We start from the raw sequence: 25,610 nt of genomic DNA, 5'->3' as shown, positions 1-25,610 counted from the left end.
ATGGTTTATGAAAGGAATTGAGTCGTAATGTCATTTGTTCGTTGTATTATCAGTACTTTACTGTACACCATAAATACTATTGTGTGGTTTGTGCCGATTTTTATTTGTGGGTTGATTAAGTTAATTCCAATTAAGCCATTACAAAAGTTAATGAGCTTAATTGCCAAAAAGTGCGCCAGCATTTGGGTGTCGTGTAATTCAATTAATCAAAAATTACTCACTCCTTATCAATTAAATGTCACAGGTCTTGAGGATACTAAATTAAAAGACTGGTATTTGGTGATTGCCAATCACCAAAGCTGGGTTGATATTCTAGTATTGCAGCGGGTGTTTAATCGCCGCATTCCCTTTTTAAACTTCTTTTTGAAAAAAGAGCTAATGTACGTGCCTATATTAGGTCTTGCATGGTGGGCTCTTGATTTTCCATTTATGACTCGAACTAGTAAAAGCCAGTTAAAAAAGAATCCTAAGTTACGCGGTAAAGACCTAGAAACCACTCGCAAAGCCTGTGAAAAGTTTAAAGAAATGCCGGTCAGTATTGTTAACTTTGTTGAAGGTACGCGCTTTACGCCTGCAAAGCACCAACGTCAAAACAGTCCGTTTACTGATTTATTAAAACCAAAAGCAGGTGGCATTGCCTTTGTTATGCAAGCAATGGGCGATCAAATTTCTAAGGTTGTTAATGTTACTATTCAATATCCTGACGGTATTCCGACCTTTATTGATTTTTCCAGTGGTCGCGTTAAGCGTATCAACGTACATGTTGAGGTAATGCCTGTTAGCCCCGAGTTGACCGGGGACTACTCTAATGACAATGAGTTTAGAGTGCGTTTTCAGGCTGAAATAAATCGTCTATGGCAAGAAAAGGAACAGCAGCTTAGTAAGTTAAAGCAGCAACCTTGAGTATCCAAGCTGGCAATAAAAGGCAGCCAATTAGTGGCTCACATCGAGGCCAATTAAGTACATGACTGAAAGGGGAATAACAACACCATGAAGCACACCCACTTACAAGAACTGGTTTTTCCTTGGTTTGATAAAATGCCTAAGGCTGAGCTATTTAGTGCGCTAACGGTCACCGCAATTGGTGTTTTGTCTTTACTTATTATTTATATGTTTATTCGCCAATTAATGTTGCCGGGTATTCAAAAGATGGTCACTAAAATATCACCTGAGCGTATCGGTTTATTAGCACCAATATTAACCAAGTTAAACCGACGTATTGCTGGAATGATATGCTGTGTTATTTATCTCGCTACTTTTGACAGCATTTATCCTGTTAATGAGCTCTCAGCAGAAGTACTTAAAACCACCGGACATATTGTATTAATTATTTATGCTGGGTTTATTTTAAGTAGTATTGTTAGTATTGCTGGAGAGGTTTACAACCAATTAGAGTTTGCCCGAGAAGTACCTATTCAAGGCTTGATCCAAGTTGTAAAACTTATCACCTTTATAATTTGTGCAATTTTAATTATTAGTATTCTACTTGAAAAATCGCCGACCTATATTCTTTCGGGGTTTGGTGCCATTGCAGCGGTTACCTTGTTGGTATTTAAAGACACTATTTTAGGCTTTGTAGCGAGTATTCAAATCGCAGCAAACCGTTTAGTTACTTACGGTGATTGGATTCAAGTTGATAGTTATGGTGCGGATGGTGAAGTAATTGATTTAGGCTTAAACACGGTAAAAGTACGTAACTGGGATAATACTATTACGACTATCCCTACTTATATGCTTGTAGCAGGGTCGTTTAAAAATTGGCGCGGTATGCAAGAGTCTGGTGGTCGTCGCATTAAGCGCTCACTGAGCATTGATATGAACAGTATTAAGTTAGTGGATGCGGATTTTCGTAAACGTATTGATGATGGGATACCACTGCATGAATATATTCGTGTTTCTAGTTTACCTGAGCCGGTTTCAAATTTAGGTTTATTTCGTCGTTACGCCGAAGGTTATTTAAAGCAGCATAAAAAAATCAATACCTCGCTAACTTTAATGGTTCGTGAGCTGCAGCCATTAAACCATGGTTTACCCATCGAGTTTTACTGCTTTAGTGAAGATAAACGTTGGATCTCGTATGAACATTTACAAGCTGAAATAATGGATCACCTAATTGCTGTACTACCTATTTTTGAGCTTTATGCGTTTCAAAGTGTTACTGGTCAAATTGTTAATCCAACTAATAACACCTCTAGTTAAATCGAGTATTACAGTGGTAAATAGCTCTGAAGCAGCCCCACAAAAATAAAGCCAATTAATAGCCACCAAATAGGTGGCTTAGCTAGTCTTAGCCATGCAAGTACGCCGACTACAATAGCAATATGCCACACTGAGCTAACCGCCGAATTCCAAATTGGCGAATACAGCGCGGCGGCTAAAAAACCGACTACAACTGCATTTAATGCGGCTATACTACTTGCAAAGTGTGGTCTATTAGCAAGCGCTAACCAACTTTTTTGAAACGCCAACATTAATAACAAACCGGGTAAAAATATCGCTGCTGTAGCGATTAGTGCACCTACAACAACTTGCTCAGGGTAAAGCTGGGCACCTAAATAGGTCGCGATTGTAAACATTGGCCCTGGCACAGCTTGGGCACTAGCATAGGCACTTAAAAACTGTTCTGTAGCAAGGCTTGGCACACTGGCTTGAAGTATTGGTAACACTACATGACCGCCGCCAAATACCATGGCACCGGTTTGATAAAATGCTGTAAATAGCTCTATGTCGTTACCAAAACGGATAAAACTCACTATTAGTAGTAGAGCGAAAATCCCTAATGGTAGCCAGCTTATTGCTTGCTTTTTAGCTGGCTTTGCAAGGAGTTCATTATTGTTATTAGAATTGATATTGAGTAGCGGGAAAAGAGCACCAAAAGCAGCGGCTGATACTAAAACAATAATTTGCGTAGCCATCGCAGGAAATAAAATAAGTATTAGTGTACTGATTAGTGTTATTGCTTTAAGCATATAACTTGTACAAAAACTCTTGGCCATACTTAGGATTGCATCGGCCACAATGACCACGGCAAATAACTTCAAGCCAGAGATAACCGCATGGTAAACATCATCAAACTGACTAGCGCTTACGGCTAATAGTAGCATGATCAGTAGTGAGGGGGTGGTAAACCCTAAAAAGGCAGCAAAACCACCAAGTACGCCACTGCGCTCAACGCCAATAGCAAAACTGACTTGGCTAGAACCGGGTCCCGGCATAGCTTGACTTAAGCTGATTAATTGCGCATAACGGCTGGTGCTTAACCATTGTAAGTTATCTACAAAGTGTCGTTTAAAATACCCTAAGTGAGCCGCAGGTCCACCAAAACTGATGCAGCCAAGTAAAAAAAATTGTTTGAATATAGCTAGCAACATACCCTGTTTATTCCATCTTTTTATATTTCTATATTATGACAAATAAGCGCATTCTTTTTATGACATTTTTATAGTTTTATCTTCATCATTTGTATTTTATGCCCGAACGAGTAACAGCATATCCTCATGCAAGTATGAAGGCTTATTAATAAATTGCAGTAATAAGCGGTACTATACATCTTTGTTATTTTGGCTACGATACTCGCTTAGATAAAGTTGAAGTTCTCACTGAAGTAAATGTCTTTGAAGCGTTGTTTAAAAAGCGTGCTGGTTTCGTTATTGGCGTAGAAGAAATCACCGAATTATGCAGCTCAAAAAATAGGCCTGCTCAACAGCTGAAAGAGGTTTGTCGTTATAGCAACATTATTCACGGTAGCTTGATTATGATAATAAATTTATCAAAATATAGCTGCCTCGTGACTTACAATAACCAATACATAGGTTGATGAAAGTGCTTGAACTTACTCGCCTTGTTACGTCATACAAGCGGCTGCTAGTCAGTGAGTTTTTAAACGCGTCTTCATCGTTTGTTCATATATTCCTTTGCATACTGTTCGTCATTAAAAAATGAGTGGAACAGGAGTGACCATGACATTAACCAAATCTATTTTAGCAGCCAGTGTTGTTGCCGTATTTTTAACTGGTTGTCAAACCAATAATACAGGCATGGGGGCGGGCATTGGTGCCGCGACAGGTGCAGTCTTAGGTAAAGCGACAGGTGACCATGATGATAAGCGTATCTTTATCGGTGCTGCTATTGGTGCACTAGCAGGCGCAGCCGTTGGCGATTACATGGATAAACAAGAAGCTGCATTTCGTGATGAACTTGCAGGCTCAGGTGTTGAAGTTGTGCGTGAAGGCGATAATTTACGTTTAGTTATGCCATCAAATATTACCTTTGCAACGGATCAATCTTATATTACATCTGGTTTTCATGACACCTTAAATGCCATAGCTAAAGTGATGAACAAGTATGAAAAAACCTACTTAAGCATCAGTGGTCATACTGATAGCAGCGGTAAAGAAAGCTACAATATGACGTTATCTGAGCAGCGTGCGCAGAGTGTAAAGGGGTATTTGGTTAACCAGCAAATTCTTAATAATCGTATTAGCACCCAAGGTTATGGTGAAAGTCAACCGGTTGCCAGTAACGATACTGCCAATGGCCGCGCACAAAACCGTCGTGTAGAAATTCAAATAGTACCAAATACCGAAGGTTAATAGCCTAGAGGTAAAGTGATCTCAATTTATTATTTACTATAATTTTATTGAGATTTATTACCGCTTTCAATCACGGTTAAACTGTAATTCACACAACGTTTGATAAAGAGGATTGCTTGTTAGTAATTGTTGATGAGTGCCGGTTGCGATTACCTTGCCATTTTCCATTACGACAATTAAATCAGCGTGTTTTACCGTAGCTAGGCGGTGGGCAATAATTAAGGTCGTGCGATGCTGCATTAAGTGATCAAGAGCCGCTTGTACGTGATGCTCGCTTTGTGCATCTAAAGCACTGGTTGCTTCATCGAGTAATAGTATTTCTGGGTCTTTTAATATTGCCCGTGCAAGTACAATGCGTTGCTTTTGTCCGCCAGATAACCGCACGCCTTGTTCGCCTAAAAAGCTTTTATAGCCGTTTGGTAATTGTTTTATAAATTCATCTGCATGGGCGTGTTTAGCTGCCGCATAAACTTGCTCGTCACAGGCATCTGGGTTGCCGTAACGTATATTGTGCATTACATCTGAGCTAAATAAAATCGGGTTTTGTGCCACCATGCCCATACTGTCTCTGAGTTTATTGAGCGACAGCTCCTTGATATTGATACCATGAAATTTAATCTCGCCATTAGCCGGATCGTAAAAGCGCTGAAGTAATTCAAATAGAGTTGTTTTCCCCGCGCCAGATGGGCCAACAATAGCCACTGTTTTACCTTGTTCAATTGTAAGTGAGATATTATTAAGCGCACTGACATCGGGACGAGATGGATAATTAAAGGTAATATTGTTCAGTTCAATCGCCGCTAAATTACTATTGGCTTTGAGCTGCTCATCGAGGGGCTCCGCGGGATTAACAATTTCACTTTTTACGGCTAATAACTCAAGTAAGCGAGCTGCTGCTCCTGCTGCACGTTGTAGCTCCCCATACACTTCAGCGACGGTTGCCACTGACATGGCGACCATAATGGCGTAAAACACAAATGCGCCTAGCTCACCGCCGGTCATTGTGCCTGCTAGTACATCACTGCCACCAATCCAGAGCATCACACTAATGGCGCTAAAAGTTAGGAATATCACTGCGGCAATTAAAAATGAGCGCTGTTTAATGCGGCTTTTGGCAACACTAAAAGCTTTTTCGGTTTCGAGTGCGAAGGCATGCTGCTCGCGCTGCTCATGGCTATAACTTTGTACTACTTTAATATTTTGAATAATTTCGCCTGCGTAGGTGCTTATATCAGCAATTGCATCTTGGCTAGAACCAGCAAGTTTACGTACCCGCTTACCAAAGACCATCATCGGTACCAGTACTAGCGGCACACAGGCAACCACCACTAAGGTGAGTTTTAAATTTGTGAATAACAACATGGCTAGGCCGCCAATCAGCATGAGCGCGCTGCGTAGTGCCATTGAAAATGACGAACCAATAATGGATTGTAGCAAGGTGGTGTCGGTGGTTAAGCGTGACATTAACTCACCACTGCGGTTTTCTTCAAAATAGCTTGGGTGCAAAGTTACGATGCGATTGAATACGGCTTTGCGAATATCGTTACTGACGCGCTCACCAATCCACGACATTAAATAAAAACGGCTAAATGTGCCCACGGCTAATAAGCTAATTAAACCAATAAGTACCAATACAGCTTGTTGTAACTGGGCTTGGGAGCCTGCGATAAAGCCATGATCTATGACAAATTTAACGCCTTGCCCTAATGATAAGTTAACACCTGCTGTGACTAAAAGGGCAGCAAGCGCCGCTACTACCATCCATTTATACGGTTTAATAAACGCAAAAATAGGTAATAAACTACTAAAGGCGGCTTTTTCTTTTGCTTGGGAGTCTGCTTTGATCATGATGGATTCTTTTTTATGGATAAGGTATAGATATGGCTGCAAATAAAAATATTTCAATAACCAATCTTAATAACTAATAAAGGACTAACTCGCCATCTTAAAGCAGCGTATAAAGTCAACGGCCAGTTTAACGTTAAAATAATATCCATTAAAGGAGGGAGTGCCTAAGGCGTAGATGGCTTAATTTAGGTCGTATGTCGCTTAATAAAACCTACAGATGAGCTGGAAGCAACGAGAACTGGTGAAATGCTCAGTTTTATGACGAACAAGTAAGGGTGTGCTCGTCATATGGCGAATGAGCAAGTTATTGGTACACTTATAGCTAAGCAAGGCAGAAAATAATTGAATTTAAAAAGGCTCGTTTATTCGCCGAGGTTAATATCGCAGCCCTGAATGAACGAGTATGTAAATTGTACAATATGGCTGGAAAGTCATTAACGTGGGGCCGATTATAGGCTATTTCGGGCAAGTATATGGTTATGCACTGCTTATTAAAAATAAAACAGTATTAAATAAAGAGTTATAAATGACACTTTCACTTTGGTTAAGTTTAGCCGCTATTTGCATGATGGGGGCAATGTCGCCAGGGCCAAGCCTTGCGGTGGTGTTAAAACACAGCATCCACGGCAGTATGAAAAACGGCATGTTGGCAGCGCTTAGCCATGGTATTGGTGTGGGGTTTTATGCCGCTGCGTCGTTACTTGGCTTGGGTGGGTTAATGTTGCGGTTTCCTACTATTTATCAAGTGTTGGTCTACTTAGGTGCAGCGTATTTAGCCTATTTAGGGATTAAAATCTTATTAAAAAAACCAAGGGGGAATGAACTAAAAGTTGCTCAGCAAAGTGGTAGTGCCAAGCATGCGTTGCAAGATGGCTTTGCGATTGCGTTTTTAAATCCAAAATTAGCGGTATTCTTTTTAGCGTTATTTTCACAGTTTATAAACCCTGAAAACCTGACGTTTAAGGTGGGTGTGATCATGTGCTTAACTGTATTTTTAATCGATACGAGTTGGTATTTATTGGTCGCATTCTTAACTGACTACTCAAAAAAGCGCTTTGGTTTTACCCGTCAAAACCCATGTTTTGAAAAATTATTAGGGGTTATTTTTATTGTCCTTGCTGTACGGGTGATTATTACTTTATAAGGGATTAATATGTCTGACAACAGCTTAAAAAGTGCTGCTTTTGCTCCCAAGGTAAAGTCTTATTGATTAATTGCAGGGGGGAATATTAGCGGCAATATCGCCCGAACTGAAGCGTAAGCTAGTGGTTAAACGTGGCGTGTTTTTTAAGAAAAAGTCAATTCCTCTTGAAAAGATAGCAGATATAGCATTAAGTTAAGGGCCGTTAACGCGGCTATTTTGTCTATATAGATTAAGCTTTGAAACTTGGGCAATCAGGCCAAGGTGCATTAGTCTCGTTATTAGGTATGATTAATGCCAGTGACTTTCGCGAAGTAATCCTAACCTAAAGAGATAACCTAGTCGGTACAAAACCAACAAAAGCTAAAGCAGATGAACCACTGAGCCAAGTAGAACTTATGAGAGCTCTCACTCATAGCGTAAAAAACATAGAACAAATGCTAGTTACGCTACTGGATGAGAAAAAATTAAAATACTTGGCAAATTTTTTCTGCATTACATGTAATAACAGTGACATTTTTGTAGCCAATACGAGTAAGAGCTTCGGCGCTTAGAGATGCACGAGCCCCACTGGCGCAGTGTAGGTAAATTGCCCGAGCAGGATCTTTTTCAATTTCCATTAACTTCATTTCGAGTAAACCACGTGGGATATTAATAGCGCCAGTTGCAGCCTTGGTTGCGTGCTCTGCGGGCTCGCGCACGTCAATAAGTAGGCCCTGGTTTTGCTCAAGCTCTTGTTTTGCTTGTGCGGCATCAATACGGCGTTGGTTTGGAGTAACTATTTTCATTAGATCTGGGATTGAAGTAAGCATTAGTCTGTAAACCCTCGTTTGCGTAAAAAATTTATAAGTGGACACCATTTGGTAAACGCTGTTTGGATCAGGTTTACTCCTATAAATAATGTTAACCACATAAACCGGCTATCTACAAAGTAGCTTAATATGACCGAAATTGTCACCATACTACCTGCAAGTAAAAGAATTCCGTCATTAACTTTCATATTGACACATTACATTAGTTTTTTCTAATGTAATTTATATTAGATTTAACTAATGTAAAAGTCTATACTTTGCTTAGAACGTTTTATTAGGGCAGTTATGAATATTGAGCGATTAGCGAATAATGCTGAGCAAGCTGAACAATTTCTAAAATTGATGGCAAATAAAAACCGACTAATGATTTTATGCAGCTTACTCCAAGGTGAGTTAAGCGTAGGTGAACTAAACGAACGAGTGCCATTAGCGCAATCGGCACTGTCACAACATTTAGCTAGTCTACGCAAAGCAAATATGGTGGCAACACGCCGAGATGGTCATACTATTTATTATTTTTTGACCGATCCAAAAGTTGAGTCGATCATTGCGTCACTTTATCAATGGTTTTGTGCCACGGATAATAGTGCCAAATAAAGCTCACTAATTTACTGAGTGACTTTTCTTTAGTGCGTGATTTGCCACGGTTGTATTTTCATCAAAGTGACTGGGGTAAGTATAAGTAGTATTTGCTTTAGAGTAAGTAAGAGTGGTTATTTTAAATTTGTTTGTTATTTCCTCATTGTTTTCGCAAATTATTAAGCTATATTAATTATATATTATGAGTGTTGATGGAGAGATCATGAACACTCAAGTAATTGCTCAAGTTAATCAAGGCCAAGCTAATTTAAATCTAACTAACACACGGCCTAACACTATTACAAAAACATGAACTCCTGAGAGGGTAATAATAAAGTGCACCATTTATAACTTTATTAGTGGTGATGAAAAGACCCTTATTTATAACTCTAATTTCACCTCTCCTACAGAGTGAACCAAGCCACAGAAATGTGGCTTTTCTGTTTTTATCTTCGTATGGATTTACTGTTTAAATTCAAGTCGCAATAGACCAATGAAATGCAGCATTTGAAAAAGTCACAAGTCCCCCTTAATTAATCGTTAAAGTGGCTAAAATAGGGTTGTGATCAGAGCTAGTAACTTCTTTGACTTGGGTTTTATCTATAGTTACGTCACGTGCCCAAACTTGGTCAAGCGCTAAGCCGAAGGTTTTAGTGCGCTTATCGTCTAAATAAATAGCTTCACTTAAGCCTAAATTTGATAGTGTTTTTATTATTAAAGCTTGGCGGTCATCGCTCCATGCATTGAGGTCGCCTGCAAAAATGATTGGTCCTGTATGATTTTTCATAATAGCTGCTGTATTTTGCAATTGATGATTAAAATCGTCAGTCCCTAAGGTAAAATTGATACCGTGTAAGTTAATGCTTAACAATTGCTGTTGATTTGGTAAAGCGTATTGCACAATGTTGGTCGCTTTAGGGCTGCGTAGCCAAGGCTCAATATCGGTTAAGGTGCAATGTACGGTTGCTGGCCAACGACTTAAGGTCATTACTCCCGATTGCATGTCGCCATTTTTGTAGCCTTTTGAAAATCGCCAAAAAGGTTTGAGGTTTTTTAACTTTTCGGTCTCAATGGCTTCTTGTAAAAATACAATATCTGCTTGTTGGTTTAGCTCATTTAAATCTTCATATAACCCCTGGTTTTGGGCTTTGTAGATATTCCAACTTAGTAAATGTAATTGCTTTGGCAGTACATAGTGTTTTGCATAAGTTTGTATTTGGCTTTTTTTTAGCTGTTGCTGGCATTGCTCAACAGAGCTAGCAATTTTAGTAATGCCTTGCTGTTCATCAGATAGTGTTGCGGTATGCACTGGAAATAAAATAAAAAAATAAAAAATTATATTCAACACTATTGGCCTCTGTCATATTACTCGGCTGCTACTTAGGCTAAAATCACGTCATTAGTTTCTATGTAATTGTGAACAATTGTAGCCTAGGATTAGTTCGCTGTTCAAATGAATCAATAAATTGCCTCCGTTCAAAAAGTGCTAAGCCGGTAGGCTGTAGTTATACAGTCAATGTTTTTAATAGTGGAAGGGAAGTCGCATGGGCAAATAGATGCCCTTTTTCTGCTATAGCAATCACAGCCCTATAAAGTAGGGGAATACGTATGAGTGTTAGCTTGACTCGTGCTGCAAGTATTGATGAGGCAATTAACATGCTAAATATGTACCACAAACAGTTAAGGTTGAATTATGAATAACATCACTCCCCCCGTGATTGACGAGCTAGTATTGGGGTTTTGGCGTTTACTTGATAGGCAAGCCACGCCGCAGCAATCGTTACAATTTTTAGAAGAGGCTATTTCTGCCGGTATTACTCATACCGATCATGCCGACATTTATGGTGAATATGGCTGTGAACGTGAATTTGGAAAAGTATTAGCGCTTAAGCCAAGTATTCGTGATGAGATAAAAATTATCACCAAATGCGGTATTAAACCTGCCTTTCCAAGTTTGGGTTTAGCAGGCCAAGCAAATCATTACGACTCAAGTGCCCAGCATATAATTGCTTCTACTCAGCAATCCCTTAAGCATTTTAATACTGACCGTTTAGATGTGTTGCTTATTCACCGCCCAGATTACCTAATGAATGCTGATAACGTGGCAGAGGCGTTTAATACACTTAAGCAAAACGGCGATGTGCTTGAGTTTGGTGTATCCAACTTTACGCCTTCACAATTAAACTTATTACAGTCGCGCCTTGATTTTAAGCTAGTAACTAATCAAGTTGAGTTTTCACCCTATGAAATGAAAGCACTAGATGACGGTACGCTCGACCAATGCCAGTTACTGGATATTAAACCAATGTGCTGGTCGCCTTTAGCGGGCGGTTTGTTATTTGATGAAAAAGACGAAAAAGCCATTCGCTTACGCCATGTGTTAGCGCAAGTAGGCAGTGAAATTGGTGCAAGCTCGGTTGATCAGGTTGTATACGCGTGGTTATTAATGCACCCTAGCTGCCCATCAGTAATAGTTGGCACGGGCAATATTAAACGCGTTGAATCTGCAGTAGCCGCTAAAAAATTAAAGCTTAATCGCGAGCAGTGGTATCGTATTTGGCAGGGATCAACAGGGCATAGTGTGCCTTAATTTAGCGGGTGGTTGGTGTACTTTCACATTTGATACTTAAGTTGAATTGATGAGCACTATTTTAATAGTTTAATTACAGAGAAAGGGCCTTGCGGCCCTTAGTGTTGCAGCAAGTAACACATTTTTTATAAGCTAAAATCTACCGAGTAGCTAACATAAGCTTTTAAATCATCATCATCGAGATCGGTTTGTAACAAACCCAGAGTAAAGCCGTCTTTGCTGAGTTCGATGCCATAATCAATATAGTCATCACCAAATAACTCTTCTGCGGTGTCGCCACTGGTTTGACCTAGATGAAAGGCAAGTTCAGTATCGTTTAAAATAGTGAAACTAGCATTTAGTTCTAAATAAAGCATGTCGTCTTCAACTGAAAAACCATCTTGTGCGTTAGTCATGTAGCTGGCTTTACCTGACAGCCATTCCCAGCTCAGTTCGCCATATATTTCGCCAAAATCAAGTGAGTCTGCGGCATCAGGGTAAGCGTAATATAAGTAACCGACGTCATAGTCAAATTCGCCAGCGGTACCTGTAAATCCTGCGTAAAAGTCCGCTTCATAACTAGTACTTGCGGCTTCTCCAAAATCAACACTTGATACCCAAGTTCCGGCGTAAAAGCCTGACTCGTTAGCGTAATCAATACCACCTGATACTGCTGCAGTATCAAGTGTTTGGGTTACACCACGGAAGTAATAGTTTGAGCTTGCAGCAATATTTGCAGTGACTTCTGCAAAGCTGTAGCTTGAACTTAATGTTAAAAAAGCGAGTGCGCTTGCAGTGACTGTTTTTTTTAGTGTTAACATGTTTCGTATCCTGTTGTTATGCTGATTTCTTCTCACAATTATTAATTAGATTGCAGTCTAGTTAACTGTGGATCTCATCTTTAGTTGTCTATTAGGATATTTGCACTGCTTGTGCCAAGTTAAATGGAAGTAATTATTTATATTTTAATCACTTAAAAAACAAAGGTATGAGTGTTTTATTAGAAAGGAAACTTAAATATCAAATGATAGTTACGCACTTTGTTGGTGCGTAAAAAAGCCCGTATGCACAACTCGGTTGCAACGGGCTGTATGTTTTCTAAATGAGTTTAGCCAAATATGGTGCGCATCAGGCTGATCGTTTCAGCAACGCCGCGGCCTTTTTCAACTTCGTTAATTATAGAGCCTCGTTTAGCGCGAATATGCTCAGGAATATCATCATCCGCTAAAGCACGGTCGACAAGTATTTCAGCTGATTCTTTACCTCTACGCACTTTTTTAGCGCCAGTGCTGGTGCTACGTTTAGGTTTGCTTAATAACTTTATATAGTTAGAGTTATTTGGGGTATTTTTATCTGCATAATAAAAAAAGCATGGTAATAATGCTTTTATAGCGACTAGTTGCTGTTCTAGCTCACTACTGCCATTGGCCATTTTAAACCAGGACATGCTATGAATAGCTTGCACAATGTCTTTCCAATAGCGTTCAAAGTCGCGATTGTTAAGCTTGGTAATACCTAATGCAGAGCATAGCGCTTCTAATCGAGAGTTATTAATCGGTGTAAATACATCTGGTCGGCGCATGGCTAAAAGGCGTGTTGCAGGGGCAAGTGTTGGTTTTTCATTACTATCATTAAATGCTAATAAGTAACTTACAACAAACTGTTGGTAATCAGTAGCAGTTACTTCACCTTCAAGCGGAATATGGGCAAGTGCATCATCAAATAATGCTGGTAAATCAGCCAACATTTGATGAAAACCTTTAGCGCTTTTGGTAGAAGCAAACCATTCTACGTCAAAATTATAACTACTTGGATCAAGTGAATTGGTGTGCTTACCGGTAAATGCGAGTAAATCCTCAGGGATCATTTCTTTTAAAGATTGCTCACGAAGGTTATTTATATAGCTTGTTAAGCGTAATTGTTCATCAAGAGCTAGTACTTCTCTGTGTTGCTCTACAAAAGTACTTACAACTGGCCAAGGCGCCACACGCAATGTTTTTAGTTGCAGAAAACTAATGGCAGAGATGAGCTGAACATGAAGTTTTTTTAATATTGGCAACTGACTCTTTTCAAGTAGATCGTAGTTAATGCGATCACGGCTTGCGTTGAGCAATTCATAGCACCAAGCTAGGAATTCTTCAGGATAGCTTTCTACTTTTACCGCCATTAGGTTTAAGCTCAGCTCAGAGGCTTGCTTTAAAATATTTTGATAAATTTGACTTTCTTGTTCGCCTAATGTCATCTCTGACGGTGAAATTAGTAGTTTCTTCATGCCTGACAGTACTCCGAGTAGATACAGTTTAGAACACTAATTTTAGCGCAAAACCGCTTAAAGCAACAGCGCTGTGCGTCATATCGACGTGAATAAAGGGTTAGTGGGTTGTACCTCAAGCATATTTTTTGAATATATTGTCGGGAATAAAAGTATAACAGTTGTATATTTTTGGCTGGCAATATATTCATTTGGCGTAATTAGACTTTAAATTTAAATGGTGAACTGCTTTACTGTTTTAAAATGATGACCGCCGATAGTGTAAGACGGAAGAACTCTACAGTACGAATAGCGACTCCAAATCGACATAGAAAACCAAGCGTTGTGACCGATAAACCTTCCTACTTCTATATATTTTTGTTTCATCGCGCCACACTCTGTGAAAACTTGTCACGTTAGGTATTATTGGTTAATGTTTTTTGTAATCTAAAGGTATTGATATGTTTCAGGAATGATTCAGATATCAACAGGTAAAATTTTAAAAGTTACTTTTTTCTACTCTTGGCAATGATTTCCAGAGTAACTCCCGCTATGATAATAATATTAATTGCACATTTGAAAGGATAGTCATGAAAACCTTGTTTAAAGTTATTGGCGTAATTTTATTATTGCTTGTTGCTTTGATAGTTGCAGCGCCATTTTTAATTCCTACAGACGCTATTTTTAATAAAGTATCTGAGCAGGTTGAAAAAACCACTGGACGCACACTTACTATTGATGGCGATAAAAGTTTATCGGTATTCCCTTCACTTAAGCTTGAACTAAACGATGTTCATTTTGCTAACATGCCTAGTGGCTCTCGCGCTGATATGGCGAGTATGCAGCAGTTGGCAATTCATATTCCGTGGTTTTCGCTATTTGGTGGTGAGTTTAAGCTCGAAAAATTTGTGATTAACGAGCCAAATATTTTGCTTGAAAACGATAAAAACGGTAAAGCGAACTGGCAGCTTTTTGATGCAGTAGCAGAGCAGCCGGCTAATACTGAGCAAGCGGGCGGGCCTACTAAGTTGCCTGAAAACTTTGATATTCAATTAGGTGAAGTGGCAATATACGGAGGAAAATTTACTTACCTTGATGGCGCAACAGGCGCTAAACAAGAAATAAGTGATTTAGACTTGGCCATTTTACTTCCTTCACTGCGTGAAACATTAGAGGTTGAAGGCGGTATTACCTATATGCAAGAACGCTTTGAGCTAGATGTAACACTCGATACGCTGGTTAAAGCGATTGAAGGCGATACTTTTAATATAATGCAAGCAATCACATCGAAGTTAGTCGATGTTGATTTTAAGGGCTCAATTGCAGATCAAGGTAAAGACATTCAAGGGCAATTATCACTTAGTGGTGATTCAGTTAAAAATATTGCTAAATGGCAAGGCGTTGAGCTAAATGCAAAAGAGAATGCCTTTAATGAATTTAACGTTAAAGGCAAAATGCGTTTACAAGGCGAAAAATTTACCTTAAGCGAATTACTTGCAACACTTGATGCATTACAAATTAAAGGTAAAAGCGATATTAACCTTGGTAAACGTTTAGCTGTGAATGCCGATATTGATTTAGGTATGCTTGATTTAAACCCATACTTGCCAGAAGTTGTTGCTAAAAATGAAGATGATGCATCACCGAGCAGCGATGCACCAGCGCAGCCAATTGTGTGGGACGATACAAAAATGGATTTAAGTGCTCTGAATGCGCTAGATGCTAATATTATTGTGCAGTCAAGTGGTTTACAGGCAAATGATATAAAGCTAGGTGCCAATCAATTAACAGTTAACCTAAACAATGCAGTTGCAAAAATAAGCTTAGATAAATTTGTTGCTTATGAAGGTGATGGTAAAGGTATGATTACCGTTAATGCTAAAAAAGCACCTTACGCTATAGCGACTAACTTTAGCTTAGATAAAATCGATGCGCAGCCATTACTAACAGATGCCACAGGTTTTGATAAGTTAATGGGTAAGGGCTCACTTAATTGGGATTTAACAACGACCGGCGAAAGCCAGAAAGATTTTGTTAATGCGCTGCAAGGAAAGCTTGCTTTTGAATTTGCTGATGGCGCAGTGAAAGGGGCAAACATCGCAGAAATGGTGCGTAAAGGTAAAGAGCTAATATCAGGTAACTTTAATGCAGTATCTGATGGTCTCGATACAGGCTTTGATAACTCTAAGCAAACTGATTTCTCAGCATTGACTGGCAGCTTTAATTTTGCAAATGGCGTGGGCAAAAATACAGACCTCTCGTTATTAAGTCCGCTAATTCGTATTTCAGGTGAAGGTGATGTAAATCTACCTGAAACAACCGTTAATTATCGTTTAGTAACAGGAATCGTTGATTCTTTAGAAGGTCAAGCGACCACCGATGATAGTACTGGCTTTAAAGTACCTGTTAGAATAAAAGGGCCATTTCATGATGTTGATTTTAGCTTAGATGTTAGTGATGCTGCTAAAGAAGAAGTGAAGCAAAAAGCAGATGAAGCAAAAGACAAAGCCAAAGACAAAGCCAAAGATAAATTAAAAGGCTTATTCGGTGGCTAATAACATTTCTAACGACTGATATAATAATGAAACAAGGCGCCTTAGCGCCTTGTTTGTTTTATAATCAACAATAAGAATGCTACAGCTTAACAGCACACCCTGATTACTCCGCAAGTAATCTTAATTAATTAAAAAATAACCTATCTCTTGCCTCCCATTGCTGGTACAATTGCCCGCCCTCAAGAGACAACTCGCTTGTTTTTTGAGTGGAATTTAACCTAAACGCTTTGATTTTAAACAAATTAAAGCCAGTTGTAATAACTACACCGGAGGTCATTAGCATGATCCAAATGCAAACTCAGCTGGACGTTGCTGATAACAGCGGCGCTCGCAAAGTGCAGTGTATAAAAGTCCTAGGCGGTTCGCACCGTCGCTATGCGGCTGTTGGCGACATCATTAAAGTTTCTGTTAAAGAAGCTATTCCTCGCGGCAAAGTGAAGAAAGGTGATGTAAGAAACGCGGTAGTTGTGCGTACTAAAAAAGGCGTTCGTCGTCCAGACGGTTCTTTGATCCGTTTCGACAGCAATGCGGCTGTTATCTTAAATGATAACTTGCAGCCAATTGGTACTCGTATTTTCGGTCCTGTGACTCGCGAACTTCGTAATGAAAAGTTCATGAAAATCGTTTCACTAGCCCCAGAAGTACTATAAGGAGTCTATCATGGCAGCAAAAATCCGTCGTGATGACGAAGTAATCGTACTAGCAGGTAAAGACAAAGGTAAGCGCGGTAAAGTGCTTTCAGTTGCTACTGAGTCTGGTCGAGTATTCGTCGAAGGCATCAACTTAATCAAGAAACATCAAAAGCCGGTTCCACAAATGAATCAGCCTGGCGGTGTTGTTGAGAAAGAAGCGTCTATCGACGTATCAAACGTTGCGATCTTCAACTCGGAAACGAGTAAAGCAGATCGTGTAGGTTTCAAGATTGAAGATGGTAAGAAATTACGTATCTTTAAATCTACTGGTAAAACTATTTAATAGTTGGAGTAGAATGATGGCGAAACTGCATGAAGTATATAAAGACAAAGTAGTTTCTGAACTTCAAGAGAAGTTTGGTTTCAGCTCTGTCATGCAAGTCCCTCAGATCGAAAAGATCACACTGAATATGGGTGTGGGCGAAGCCCTAGCTGACAAGAAAATTTTAGATAACGCGGTTGCGGATCTAGAATCTATCTCTGGTCAGAAAGCTTTAATCACAAAAGCACGCAAATCTGTTGCAGGCTTTAAAGTGCGTGAAGGCTACCCGATTGGCTGTAAAGTAACCCTACGCGGCGAGCGTATGTGGGACTTTTTTGAGCGTTTGGTTTCAATCGCTATCCCACGTATCCGTGACTTCCGTGGTGTAAGTGCTAAGTCTTTTGATGGACGTGGTAACTACAGCATGGGCGTACGTGAACAAATCATCTTCCCAGAAGTAGATTTTGATAAAGTAGACCGTGTACGCGGTATGGATATCACAATCACTACATCTGCGAAATCTGATGAGGAAGGCCGTGCGTTGTTAGAAGCGTTTAACTTCCCATTCAAGAAATAAGGGTAGGGTTATGGCAAAGAATTCTATGAAAGCGCGCGAAGCAAAGCGCACTAAATTAGTTGCTCAGTACGCTGAAAAGCGTGCGGCACTAAAAGCTATCATCAGCGATGTTAACACATCTGACGATGATCGTTGGGACGCGGTATTAAAGCTACAGGCTTTACCACGTGATTCTAGCTCTTCACGTCAACGTAATCGTTGTAACGTTACGGGCCGCCCACATGGTTACCTTCGCAAATTCGGCATGAGCCGTATTAAAGTTCGCGAAGCAGCTATGCGCGGTGAAATTCCTGGCCTTAAAAAGGCTAGCTGGTAACAGAATCACGGGAGTAAGACTATGAGCTTGCAAGATCCTATTGCGGATTTGTTTACACGTATCCGTAACGGTCAGTCAGCGAAGAAAGTATCTGTAACGATGCCAACTTCAAAACTGAAAGTAGCAGTAGCTAAAGTACTAAAAGACGAAGGTTATATTGCTGATTTCGCTGTAAATAGCGAAGCAAAACCTGAGCTTTCTATCGAGTTGAAATACTTCGAAGGCAAAGCTGTTATTGAAAATATCCAGCGTGTTAGCCGCCCTGGTCTACGTATCTATAAGAAACGTGACACATTACCTACGGTAATGGGTGGTCTTGGTATCGCTATCGTATCAACTTCTAAAGGCCTAATGACAGACCGCGCCGCACGCAGTGCTGGTGTTGGTGGTGAAATCATTGGTTTTGTAGCTTAATCGGAGGGGAACTATGTCTCGCATAGCAAAGGCACCAATTAATGTTCCTGCCGGTGTAGAAGTTACATTAAAAGGCCAGGACATCACAGTTAAAGGCAAAAACGGTGAATTAACGCGTACTATCAACTCAGCTGTTGAAGTACAACTTAACGACAACGTTATTACAACTTTACCTCGTGAAGACGTAGCAAGTGCATGGGCTCAAGCAGGTACTGCTCGTGCTCTAATCAACAACATGGTTGTTGGTACGCATGAAGGTTACGAGAAGAAGCTTCAGTTAGTAGGCGTTGGTTACCGTGCAGCAGCTAAGGGTAAAGTTTTAGACTTAACACTTGGTTTCTCGCATCCAGTTAATTTCGAAGTTCCTGAAGGAATTACGATTGAAACTCCAAGCCAAACAGAAGTTCTAGTTAAGGGCGTAGACAAGCAGTTAGTTGGTCAAACAGCTGCTAACATTCGTGCATATCGTCAACCTGAGCCTTATAAAGGTAAAGGTGTTCGTTATTCAGATGAGAATGTACGCCGTAAAGAGGCTAAGAAGAAGTAAGGTAAGACGATGGATAAAAAAACAGCTCGTCTACGTCGTGCTAAACGCACTCGTAGAAATTATATTGAACAAGGCACAACGCGTCTTGTTATCCACCGCACGCCACGTCACATTTATGCTCAAGTAGTTAATGCTGAGGGTAATGTACTGGCTGCTGCTTCTACTGTTGAGAAAGCTATTAGCGAAACAGTTAAAGGCACAGGCAACGTTTCAGCTGCACAAGCAGTTGGTAAAGCGGTTGCAGAACGTGCGGCTGACAAAGGCATTGAAAAACTTGCTTTTGATCGCAGTGGCTTTAAATATCACGGCCGTGTGAAGGCGCTTGCAGATGCAGCGCGTGAAGCCGGTTTGCAATTCTAGGAGTAGACAATGGCTAACGTAGAAGCAAAGCAACAACAGCCTGATTTAGCTGAAAAGCTAATCGCGGTGAACCGTGTGTCTAAAGTAGTTAAAGGTGGTCGTATCTTTAGCTTCACTGCACTAACAGTAGTTGGTGACGGCGCAGGCAAAGTAGGTTTCGGTTATGGTAAAGCACGTGAAGTTCCAGCTGCTATTCAAAAAGCAATGGAAAAAGCACGTCGTAACATGATCAATGTAGACCTAAATGGCAACACATTACAGCATCCTGTTAAGGGACGTCATGCTGGCTCACAAGTGTTTATGAAACCAGCCTCTGAAGGTACTGGTATCATTGCAGGTGGTGCTATGCGTGCAGTACTTGAAGTTACTGGTGTGCAGAACGTACTTTCTAAATGTTACGGTTCTACTAACCCGATCAACGTTGTACGTGCAACGATCTCAGCTCTTGAGAACATGAACTCTCCTGAGTCGATTGCTGCAAAACGTGGTCTTCGAGTAGACGAGATTTTGGGGTAAACCATGGCTAATAAAACTGTAAAAGTAACACAAGTAAAGAGCTCTATCGGTCGTTTACCGAAACATAAAGCTACATTACGCGGTCTTGGTTTACGTCGTATCAATCACACTGTTGAATTGGAAGATACAGCATGTGTACGTGGTATGATTAACCGTATTTCATACATGGTTAAGGTTGAGGGGTAATTCGAATGCATTTGAATACACTTTCTCCTGCTGCAGGATCAAAATCTGCTGGTAAACGTGTTGGTCGTGGTATCGGTTCTGGTCTTGGTAAGACTGGTGGTCGTGGTCACAAAGGTCAAAAGTCACGTTCTGGCGGTAAAGTACGCGTTGGTTTTGAGGGCGGTCAAATGCCTATGCAACGTCGTCTGCCTAAGTTCGGTTTCTCTTCTCGCAAATCATTTGTATCTGCAGAGATAAACCTATACGAAATCGCTAAAGTTGAAGGCGATGTGGTAGACCTAAGTGCGTTACAAGCAGCTGGTCTAGTTAAAAAGAACGTTCAGTTCGTAAAAGTTGTTAAATCTGGCGAAGTTTCACGCGCAGTTACCGTTAAAGGCCTTAAAGCCTCAAAAGGTGCTCGCGAAGCTATTGAAGCTGCCGGAGGCAAGGTAGAAGACTAAGGAAGTAGTAATGGCTAAACCAGGTCAAGATATGCAAAGTGCACAAGGTGGACTTTCGGAATTGAAGCGTCGACTACTGTTCGTATTAGGCGCTATCATTATTTACCGTCTAGGTTCATTTGTGCCGATCCCTGGGATTGACGCCGCTGTACTTGCCGATTTCTTCGAGCAACAAAAGGGCACCATTGTTGAAATGTTCAACATGTTCAGTGGTGGTGCGCTTGAGCGAGCTTCAGTGTTAGCACTGGGTATTATGCCGTACATCACAGCATCGATTATTACGCAACTATTAACGCATATGTATCCGCCGTTTATAGAGCTTAAGAAAGAGGGTGAACAAGGGCGTAAGAAAATTAGCCAGTACACACGCTATGGCACGCTTTTGCTTGCTACTATCCAATCAATCGGTATTGCCACAAGCTTACCGGGTATGATGGACGGGTTAGTTGTTAACCCAGGTATAGGATTCTACTTCACCGCAGTGGTGAGTTTAGTAACCGGTACTATGTTCCTTATGTGGTTGGGCGAACAAATAACAGAGCGCGGTATCGGTAACGGTATCTCGGTTCTAATATTTGTTGGTATAGTAGCTAACCTGCCGTCTGCTATTGGTTCGACAGTTGAGATGGCGCGCCAAGGTGATCTGAATGTTTTTGTACTGTTGATGGTTGCTGTAATTGTATTCGCTGTTACTTATCTTGTAGTGTTCTTTGAACGTGGCCAACGTCGTATCGTCGTTAACTACGCAAAGCGCCAACAAGGTCGTCAGGTATTTGCTGCTCAAAGCACGCATTTACCACTAAAAGTAAACATGGCGGGTGTTATTCCACCAATCTTTGCTAGCAGTATAATACTGTTCCCTGGTACTATTGCCAGCTGGTTCGGCCAGGGTGAAGGTCCTGTCGCTGATGTGCTACAAGCCATTGCTACAACGTTGACTCCAGGTCAACCTTTGTATGCATTAGTTTTAGCAGCGGCTATTATCTTCTTCTGCTTTTTCTATACAGCGTTGGTATTTAACCCGCGTGAAACAGCAGATAACCTGAAAAAATCTGGCGCATTTATCCCAGGTATTCGTCCGGGTGAGCAGACATCGAAATACATTGATAAAGTGATGACACGCCTGACATTGGCAGGTGCTTTGTATATAACCTTTATCTGTCTGGTGCCTGAATTCATGACCATGGCATGGCAAACGCCATTCTACTTCGGCGGTACATCAATTTTGATTATCGTTGTTGTGATCATGGACTTTATGGCACAAGTACAAAATCATATGATGTCTCATCAATATGATTCTGTGCTGAAAAAAGCGAACCTTAAAGGCTATGGTCGTTAAGGTCAGTTTACGGAGTTGAGCAATGAAAGTACGTGCTTCCGTTAAGAAAATATGCCGTAACTGTAAAGTTATTAAACGTGCCGGTGTTGTACGTGTAATTTGCAGTGAGCCAAAGCATAAGCAAAGGCAAGGCTAATTAAACAGTCGTGCAGGCTGAGGTTTCTCGGCCTGTGTTTTTAATTGTGATTTGGTCTTCGTTTGAGTATCCTTACGGGCTTTTCAAACTTATGATTACCAAATTCAACTATAGGAGATGTGTTAGTGGCCCGTATCGCTGGCATTAACGTCCCTGATCATAAACATGCAGTTATTGGTTTAACTGCTATTTATGGCATAGGTAAGACTCGCTCTAAGGAAATCTTAGCAGCGACTGGTATCGCCGAGACCAAAAAAATCGGTGAACTTTCAGATGAACTACTTGATGTACTGCGTGAAGCAGTTGGCAAGTACACTGTAGAAGGTGATCTTCGTCGTGAAATTACATTGAATATCAAGCGCCTTATGGACCTTGGTTGTTTCCGTGGCCTACGTCACCGTCGCTCTTTACCACTACGTGGTCAAAGAACTAAGACTAATGCGCGTACCCGTAAGGGTCCTCGTAAGCCTATTAAGCGATAAGGGGATAGTATTATGGCTAAGACACCAATTCGTCGTAAAAAGGTTAAAAAGCAAGTTGCTGATGGTATGGCTCATGTTCATGCGTCTTTCAACAACACTATTGTAACGATTACCGACCGTCAAGGTAATGCACTATCATGGGCTACTGCCGGTGGTTCAGGTTTCCGTGGTTCACGTAAATCTACACCATTTGCTGCTCAGGTTGCTGCAGAGCGTGCAGGTACTGCTGCTCAAGAATACGGTTTAAAAAATCTAGAAGTTTTCATCAAAGGTCCAGGTCCAGGTCGTGAATCTGCTGTACGTGCTTTGAATGCTGCTGGTTACCGTATTACCAACATTACTGACGTGACGCCTATACCACATAATGGTTGTCGTCCACCGAAGAAACGTCGCGTTTAACAATAGGTTAGGAGAAATAACATGGCAAGATATTTGGGCCCTAAGCTCAAGCTGAGTCGTCGTGAAGGTACTGACCTGTTCCTTAAGAGCGGCGTAAGAGCTATCGACTCTAAGTGTAAACTTGAGACTGCACCTGGTCAGCACGGCGCTCGTAAAGGTCGCTTATCTGATTACGGTTTACAATTACGTGAAAAGCAAAAAGTACGTCGTATCTACGGTGTATTAGAAAAGCAATTCCGTAACTATTATAAAGAAGCTGCTCGCCTTAAAGGTAATACAGGTGAAAACTTGTTACAGCTTTTAGAGCAACGTTTAGACAATGTTGTATATCGTATGGGTTTTGCTAGCACACGCGCAGAAGCACGTCAGTTAGTAAGCCACAAAGCGATTTTAGTTAATGGTCGTGTTGTGAACATTCCTTCTTTCGTAATTTCTGCAGAAGATGTAGTAGTAATTCGTGAGAAGTCAAAAACACAAGCACGCATCATCGCTGCTCTAGAGTTGGCTGAGCAACGTGAAAAGCCGACTTGGGTTGAAGTTGACGGTAAGAAAATGGAAGGTAATTTCAAACGCCTACCAGAGCGTTCAGACCTGTCTGCGGACATTAATGAACAACTAATCGTCGAACTTTACTCTAAGTAAAGTTAAGAGTTAAGAGAGGATAAAATGCAGGGTTCTGTTACAGAATTTCTAAAACCAAGGTTAGTCGATATCGACGCTATTAACCCAACGCGTTCTAAAGTAGTTTTAGAACCACTAGAGCGTGGCTTCGGTCATACTCTGGGTAATGCCTTACGCCGTATACTGCTTTCGTCTATGCCTGGATGTGCAGTAACTGAAGTTGAAATCGACGGTGTATTGCATGAGTACAGCGCGAAAGAGGGTGTACAAGAAGACATCATTGAAATTCTGTTAAACCTTAAAGGTCTAGCAGTAACGTTAGAAGGCAAAGATGAGGTTTTTCTGACCCTGGCTAAATCTGGTGTAGGCCCTGTGACTGCGGCAGATATTCAGCACGATGGCGACGTAACAATCGCTAACCCAGATCACGTTATTTGTCATTTAACGACAGATAGCAGCGAGATCAGCATGCGTATTCGTGTTGAACGCGGTCGCGGTTATGTGCCGGCATCTAGTCGTTTATCCTCTGATGACGATGAGCGTCCAATTGGTAGATTGTTGCTTGATGCATCATTCAGCCCAGTTGAACGTATTGCGTACTCGGTTGAATCAGCCCGTGTTGAGCAACGTACAGACTTAGACAAGTTAATCATTGATATGGAAACAAACGGCACCTTAGATCCTGAAGAAGCGATCCGCCGTGCGTCTACTATCTTAGCTGAGCAATTAGATGCATTCGTAGATTTACGTGATGTAACTGAGCCAGAAGAGAAAGAAGAGAAGCCAGAATTCGATCCTATTCTGCTTCGTCCAGTTGATGATCTTGAACTAACAGTACGTTCAGCAAACTGTTTGAAAGCCGAGCAAATTCAATATATCGGTGATTTAGTTCAACGCACTGAAGTTGAGCTTCTTAAAACGCCTAATTTAGGTAAGAAGTCTCTAACTGAAATTAAAGACGTGCTAGCTTCACGTGGTCTTTCTCTAGGTATGCGCCTAGAAAATTGGCCGCCTGCAAGCCTAGCTGAATAATCTAAATCACTATATTAGTTTAGTTAGAAGGATAGGGTCATGCGCCATCGTAAGAGTGGTCGTCAATTAAACCGTAACAGTAGCCATCGTAAAGCGATGTTCAGCAATATGGCAGGTTCTTTGGTGAAACATGAAATCATCAAAACTACTTTGCCAAAAGCGAAAGAGTTACGCCGTGTAATTGAACCTTTAATCACACTGGCTAAGACTGACAGTGTAGCAAATCGCCGTTTAGCGTTTGCTCGCACGCGTGATAATGAAGTAGTTGGTAAGTTATTCAGTGAAATCGGTCCTCGTAACGCGGATCGCCCAGGTGGTTACACTCGTATTATTAAGTGTGGCTTCCGTACTGGTGATAATGCACCAATGGCTTATATTGAACTTGTAGGTCGCCCAGCGACAAACGAAGAAGTTCAAGAAGACGCGCAGTCTGCAGAGTAAGTCTTAAAGAGATACCAAAAAGCCGAGCTATATGCTCGGCTTTTTAATGTCTAAAACTTATCGACCAATCTATATTAACACACGCCTTTTTGCATAAACTTAGAACTGTTAATCAATAATTGAATAACAAAATCATGTCATATAATTGTTCTTGGCTATTGCTCCTATATTACTTTTCCTTCTACATCCATGTTGTCGTATCTTAGTAATTATGTGCTAAGTATCTGTCAGGGACTCCTAGTTACAAAAGTGAGCTACTTGAACAATGCTAGTAACATAAAAATTATTAGTATTAATATCTAAAAGGTATTTTTGATCAAACTGTCAAAAATCAAGGATCTTTCGATAATGCGGGCATTTAAATAGCATACTTTAGGTACTTAGTTTAGTGAAATAATAGATAGATTGGACTCTTTGATATGGTTAATGAGTGTCTTTTAGTTGTGTTTTTGACCGTTTAGCTCAAATATTCAGCGAAAAGTGCTTTATTTCAAGTTTTCTTA

Annotated in this window: 31 protein-coding genes and 1 pseudogene; 25 read left to right on the top strand and 7 right to left on the bottom strand. The window is 40.6% G+C overall.

Going from position 1 to position 25,610, the window contains the following annotated elements; all coding sequences use genetic code 11:
• Positions 1-27: 27 nt before the first annotated feature.
• Both ACT3RM_RS04070 and ACT3RM_RS04065 read left to right on the top strand, forming a co-directional pair.
• On the top strand, positions 28-903 hold the full coding sequence (locus ACT3RM_RS04070; protein WP_441993408.1) for an acyltransferase: 876 nt from the start codon (positions 28-30) through the stop codon (positions 901-903).
• An 87-nt stretch (positions 904-990) separates the two neighbouring features.
• The gene (locus ACT3RM_RS04065; protein ID WP_441993410.1) at positions 991-2,199 is read left to right on the top strand and encodes a mechanosensitive ion channel family protein; all 1,209 of its coding nucleotides are present in this window, start codon (positions 991-993) and stop codon (positions 2,197-2,199) included.
• An 8-nt stretch (positions 2,200-2,207) separates the two neighbouring features.
• On the opposite strand, the gene chrA is transcribed toward ACT3RM_RS04065, so the two are convergent.
• Positions 2,208-3,371, bottom strand: a complete 1,164-nt coding sequence (chrA, locus tag ACT3RM_RS04060; RefSeq protein ID WP_441994599.1) for a chromate efflux transporter — start codon at positions 3,369-3,371, stop codon at positions 2,208-2,210.
• Positions 3,372-3,959: 588 nt separating this feature from the next.
• Here chrA and ACT3RM_RS04055 point away from each other — a divergent pair.
• The gene (locus ACT3RM_RS04055; protein ID WP_441994598.1) at positions 3,960-4,592 is read left to right on the top strand and encodes an OmpA family protein; all 633 of its coding nucleotides are present in this window, start codon (positions 3,960-3,962) and stop codon (positions 4,590-4,592) included.
• 66 nt (positions 4,593-4,658) lie between these two features.
• On the opposite strand, the gene ACT3RM_RS04050 is transcribed toward ACT3RM_RS04055, so the two are convergent.
• Positions 4,659-6,440 (bottom strand): ABC transporter transmembrane domain-containing protein, encoded by a 1,782-nt coding sequence (locus ACT3RM_RS04050; RefSeq protein WP_441994597.1) that lies wholly within the window; start codon positions 6,438-6,440, stop codon positions 4,659-4,661.
• A 526-nt stretch (positions 6,441-6,966) separates the two neighbouring features.
• On the opposite strand from ACT3RM_RS04050, the gene ACT3RM_RS04045 reads away from it, so the two are divergent.
• Together ACT3RM_RS04045 and ACT3RM_RS04040 are read left to right on the top strand one after the other, a co-directional pair.
• A complete protein-coding gene (locus ACT3RM_RS04045) occupies positions 6,967-7,584 on the top strand; it encodes a LysE family translocator (protein ID WP_441994596.1) in 618 nt (205 codons plus the stop codon).
• Between the two features lie 76 nt (positions 7,585-7,660).
• A pseudogene (locus ACT3RM_RS04040) lies at positions 7,661-8,048 on the top strand (PH domain-containing protein); the annotation flags it as partial.
• On the opposite strand, the gene ACT3RM_RS04035 reads toward ACT3RM_RS04040, so the two are convergent.
• Both ACT3RM_RS04035 and ACT3RM_RS04030 read right to left on the bottom strand, forming a co-directional pair.
• Positions 8,049-8,393 carry a rhodanese-like domain-containing protein gene (locus ACT3RM_RS04035; RefSeq protein ID WP_441834348.1) on the bottom strand — a complete coding sequence of 115 codons (345 nt, stop codon included), beginning with the start codon at positions 8,391-8,393 and terminating at the stop codon, positions 8,049-8,051.
• Entirely contained in the window at positions 8,393-8,581 is a 189-nt protein-coding gene (locus ACT3RM_RS04030; RefSeq protein WP_256828955.1) for a YgaP family membrane protein, read from the bottom strand. Before ACT3RM_RS04030 ends, ACT3RM_RS04035 begins: the two co-directional genes overlap by 1 nt.
• Positions 8,582-8,678: 97 nt before the next feature.
• Here ACT3RM_RS04030 and ACT3RM_RS04025 point away from each other — a divergent pair, with 97 nt between their 5' ends.
• Entirely contained in the window at positions 8,679-8,990 is a 312-nt protein-coding gene (locus ACT3RM_RS04025) for an ArsR/SmtB family transcription factor (protein WP_441834346.1), read from the top strand.
• 511 nt (positions 8,991-9,501) lie between these two features.
• Here ACT3RM_RS04025 and ACT3RM_RS04020 read toward each other — a convergent pair.
• The gene (locus ACT3RM_RS04020) at positions 9,502-10,320 is read right to left on the bottom strand and encodes an endonuclease/exonuclease/phosphatase family protein (protein ID WP_441994595.1); all 819 of its coding nucleotides are present in this window, start codon (positions 10,318-10,320) and stop codon (positions 9,502-9,504) included.
• Positions 10,321-10,665: 345 nt separating this feature from the next.
• Here ACT3RM_RS04020 and ACT3RM_RS04015 point away from each other — a divergent pair, with 345 nt between their 5' ends.
• Positions 10,666-11,562: an aldo/keto reductase gene (locus ACT3RM_RS04015; protein ID WP_441994594.1), complete on the top strand. Its 897-nt coding sequence runs from the start codon at positions 10,666-10,668 to the stop codon at positions 11,560-11,562.
• A 125-nt stretch (positions 11,563-11,687) separates the two neighbouring features.
• Here ACT3RM_RS04015 and ACT3RM_RS04010 read toward each other — a convergent pair whose 3' ends face one another.
• Both ACT3RM_RS04010 and ACT3RM_RS04005 read right to left on the bottom strand, forming a co-directional pair.
• Positions 11,688-12,362, bottom strand: a complete 675-nt coding sequence (locus tag ACT3RM_RS04010; protein ID WP_441993129.1) for a TorF family putative porin — start codon at positions 12,360-12,362, stop codon at positions 11,688-11,690.
• 287 nt (positions 12,363-12,649) lie between these two features.
• Positions 12,650-13,813 carry a hypothetical protein gene (locus ACT3RM_RS04005; protein WP_441994593.1) on the bottom strand — a complete coding sequence of 388 codons (1,164 nt, stop codon included), beginning with the start codon at positions 13,811-13,813 and terminating at the stop codon, positions 12,650-12,652.
• A 569-nt stretch (positions 13,814-14,382) separates the two neighbouring features.
• Between ACT3RM_RS04005 and ACT3RM_RS04000 the strand changes: the two genes are divergently transcribed.
• The 18 genes from ACT3RM_RS04000 (at position 14,383) to rplQ (ending at position 25,107) form a co-directional block, all read left to right on the top strand.
• A complete protein-coding gene (locus tag ACT3RM_RS04000) occupies positions 14,383-16,347 on the top strand; it encodes an AsmA family protein (RefSeq protein WP_441994592.1) in 1,965 nt (654 codons plus the stop codon).
• Positions 16,348-16,628: 281 nt separating this feature from the next.
• Positions 16,629-16,997 carry a 50S ribosomal protein L14 gene (rplN, locus tag ACT3RM_RS03995; RefSeq protein WP_441834340.1) on the top strand — a complete coding sequence of 123 codons (369 nt, stop codon included), beginning with the start codon at positions 16,629-16,631 and terminating at the stop codon, positions 16,995-16,997.
• Positions 16,998-17,007: 10 nt separating this feature from the next.
• On the top strand, positions 17,008-17,322 hold the full coding sequence (gene rplX / locus ACT3RM_RS03990; protein ID WP_441834339.1) for a 50S ribosomal protein L24: 315 nt from the start codon (positions 17,008-17,010) through the stop codon (positions 17,320-17,322).
• 16 nt (positions 17,323-17,338) lie between these two features.
• Positions 17,339-17,878 carry a 50S ribosomal protein L5 gene (rplE, locus tag ACT3RM_RS03985; protein ID WP_441994609.1) on the top strand — a complete coding sequence of 180 codons (540 nt, stop codon included), beginning with the start codon at positions 17,339-17,341 and terminating at the stop codon, positions 17,876-17,878.
• 10 nt (positions 17,879-17,888) lie between these two features.
• Positions 17,889-18,194: a 30S ribosomal protein S14 gene (gene rpsN / locus ACT3RM_RS03980; protein WP_130049941.1), complete on the top strand. Its 306-nt coding sequence runs from the start codon at positions 17,889-17,891 to the stop codon at positions 18,192-18,194.
• A gap of 21 nt (positions 18,195-18,215) precedes the next feature.
• A complete protein-coding gene (gene rpsH / locus ACT3RM_RS03975) occupies positions 18,216-18,608 on the top strand; it encodes a 30S ribosomal protein S8 (protein WP_441993296.1) in 393 nt (130 codons plus the stop codon).
• A 13-nt stretch (positions 18,609-18,621) separates the two neighbouring features.
• Positions 18,622-19,155: a 50S ribosomal protein L6 gene (rplF, locus tag ACT3RM_RS03970; protein WP_441833675.1), complete on the top strand. Its 534-nt coding sequence runs from the start codon at positions 18,622-18,624 to the stop codon at positions 19,153-19,155.
• A 9-nt stretch (positions 19,156-19,164) separates the two neighbouring features.
• A complete protein-coding gene (rplR, locus tag ACT3RM_RS03965) occupies positions 19,165-19,515 on the top strand; it encodes a 50S ribosomal protein L18 (protein ID WP_441833676.1) in 351 nt (116 codons plus the stop codon).
• A 9-nt stretch (positions 19,516-19,524) separates the two neighbouring features.
• Positions 19,525-20,031: a 30S ribosomal protein S5 gene (gene rpsE / locus ACT3RM_RS03960; RefSeq protein ID WP_016710200.1), complete on the top strand. Its 507-nt coding sequence runs from the start codon at positions 19,525-19,527 to the stop codon at positions 20,029-20,031.
• Between the two features lie 3 nt (positions 20,032-20,034).
• Positions 20,035-20,217, top strand: coding sequence for a 50S ribosomal protein L30 (rpmD, locus tag ACT3RM_RS03955; protein ID WP_441833677.1), 183 nt, complete (start codon positions 20,035-20,037; stop codon positions 20,215-20,217).
• A 5-nt stretch (positions 20,218-20,222) separates the two neighbouring features.
• Positions 20,223-20,657, top strand: coding sequence for a 50S ribosomal protein L15 (gene rplO, locus ACT3RM_RS03950; RefSeq protein WP_441833678.1), 435 nt, complete (start codon positions 20,223-20,225; stop codon positions 20,655-20,657).
• Positions 20,658-20,667: 10 nt separating this feature from the next.
• Positions 20,668-21,996: a preprotein translocase subunit SecY gene (gene secY, locus ACT3RM_RS03945; RefSeq protein ID WP_441993297.1), complete on the top strand. Its 1,329-nt coding sequence runs from the start codon at positions 20,668-20,670 to the stop codon at positions 21,994-21,996.
• A gap of 22 nt (positions 21,997-22,018) precedes the next feature.
• Positions 22,019-22,132: a 50S ribosomal protein L36 gene (gene rpmJ, locus ACT3RM_RS03940; RefSeq protein WP_002959476.1), complete on the top strand. Its 114-nt coding sequence runs from the start codon at positions 22,019-22,021 to the stop codon at positions 22,130-22,132.
• A 125-nt stretch (positions 22,133-22,257) separates the two neighbouring features.
• Positions 22,258-22,614: a 30S ribosomal protein S13 gene (gene rpsM / locus ACT3RM_RS03935; RefSeq protein ID WP_441993298.1), complete on the top strand. Its 357-nt coding sequence runs from the start codon at positions 22,258-22,260 to the stop codon at positions 22,612-22,614.
• Positions 22,615-22,626: 12 nt separating this feature from the next.
• Positions 22,627-23,013: a 30S ribosomal protein S11 gene (gene rpsK / locus ACT3RM_RS03930; protein ID WP_002959471.1), complete on the top strand. Its 387-nt coding sequence runs from the start codon at positions 22,627-22,629 to the stop codon at positions 23,011-23,013.
• A 21-nt stretch (positions 23,014-23,034) separates the two neighbouring features.
• Positions 23,035-23,655 (top strand): 30S ribosomal protein S4, encoded by a 621-nt coding sequence (rpsD, locus tag ACT3RM_RS03925; RefSeq protein WP_441834333.1) that lies wholly within the window; start codon positions 23,035-23,037, stop codon positions 23,653-23,655.
• Between the two features lie 24 nt (positions 23,656-23,679).
• The gene (locus ACT3RM_RS03920) at positions 23,680-24,666 is read left to right on the top strand and encodes a DNA-directed RNA polymerase subunit alpha (protein WP_404342176.1); all 987 of its coding nucleotides are present in this window, start codon (positions 23,680-23,682) and stop codon (positions 24,664-24,666) included.
• Between the two features lie 39 nt (positions 24,667-24,705).
• Positions 24,706-25,107, top strand: a complete 402-nt coding sequence (rplQ, locus tag ACT3RM_RS03915; protein WP_441834332.1) for a 50S ribosomal protein L17 — start codon at positions 24,706-24,708, stop codon at positions 25,105-25,107.
• The last annotated feature ends 503 nt before the right edge of the window (positions 25,108-25,610 follow it).

This window comes from Pseudoalteromonas sp. AOP7-A1-14 (genome assembly GCF_052376275.1).
GTDB lineage: Bacteria > Pseudomonadota > Gammaproteobacteria > Enterobacterales > Alteromonadaceae > Pseudoalteromonas.
The sequence above is the reverse complement of the archived record's forward strand: the minus strand, read 5'-3'. Positions and strand labels throughout refer to the sequence as shown.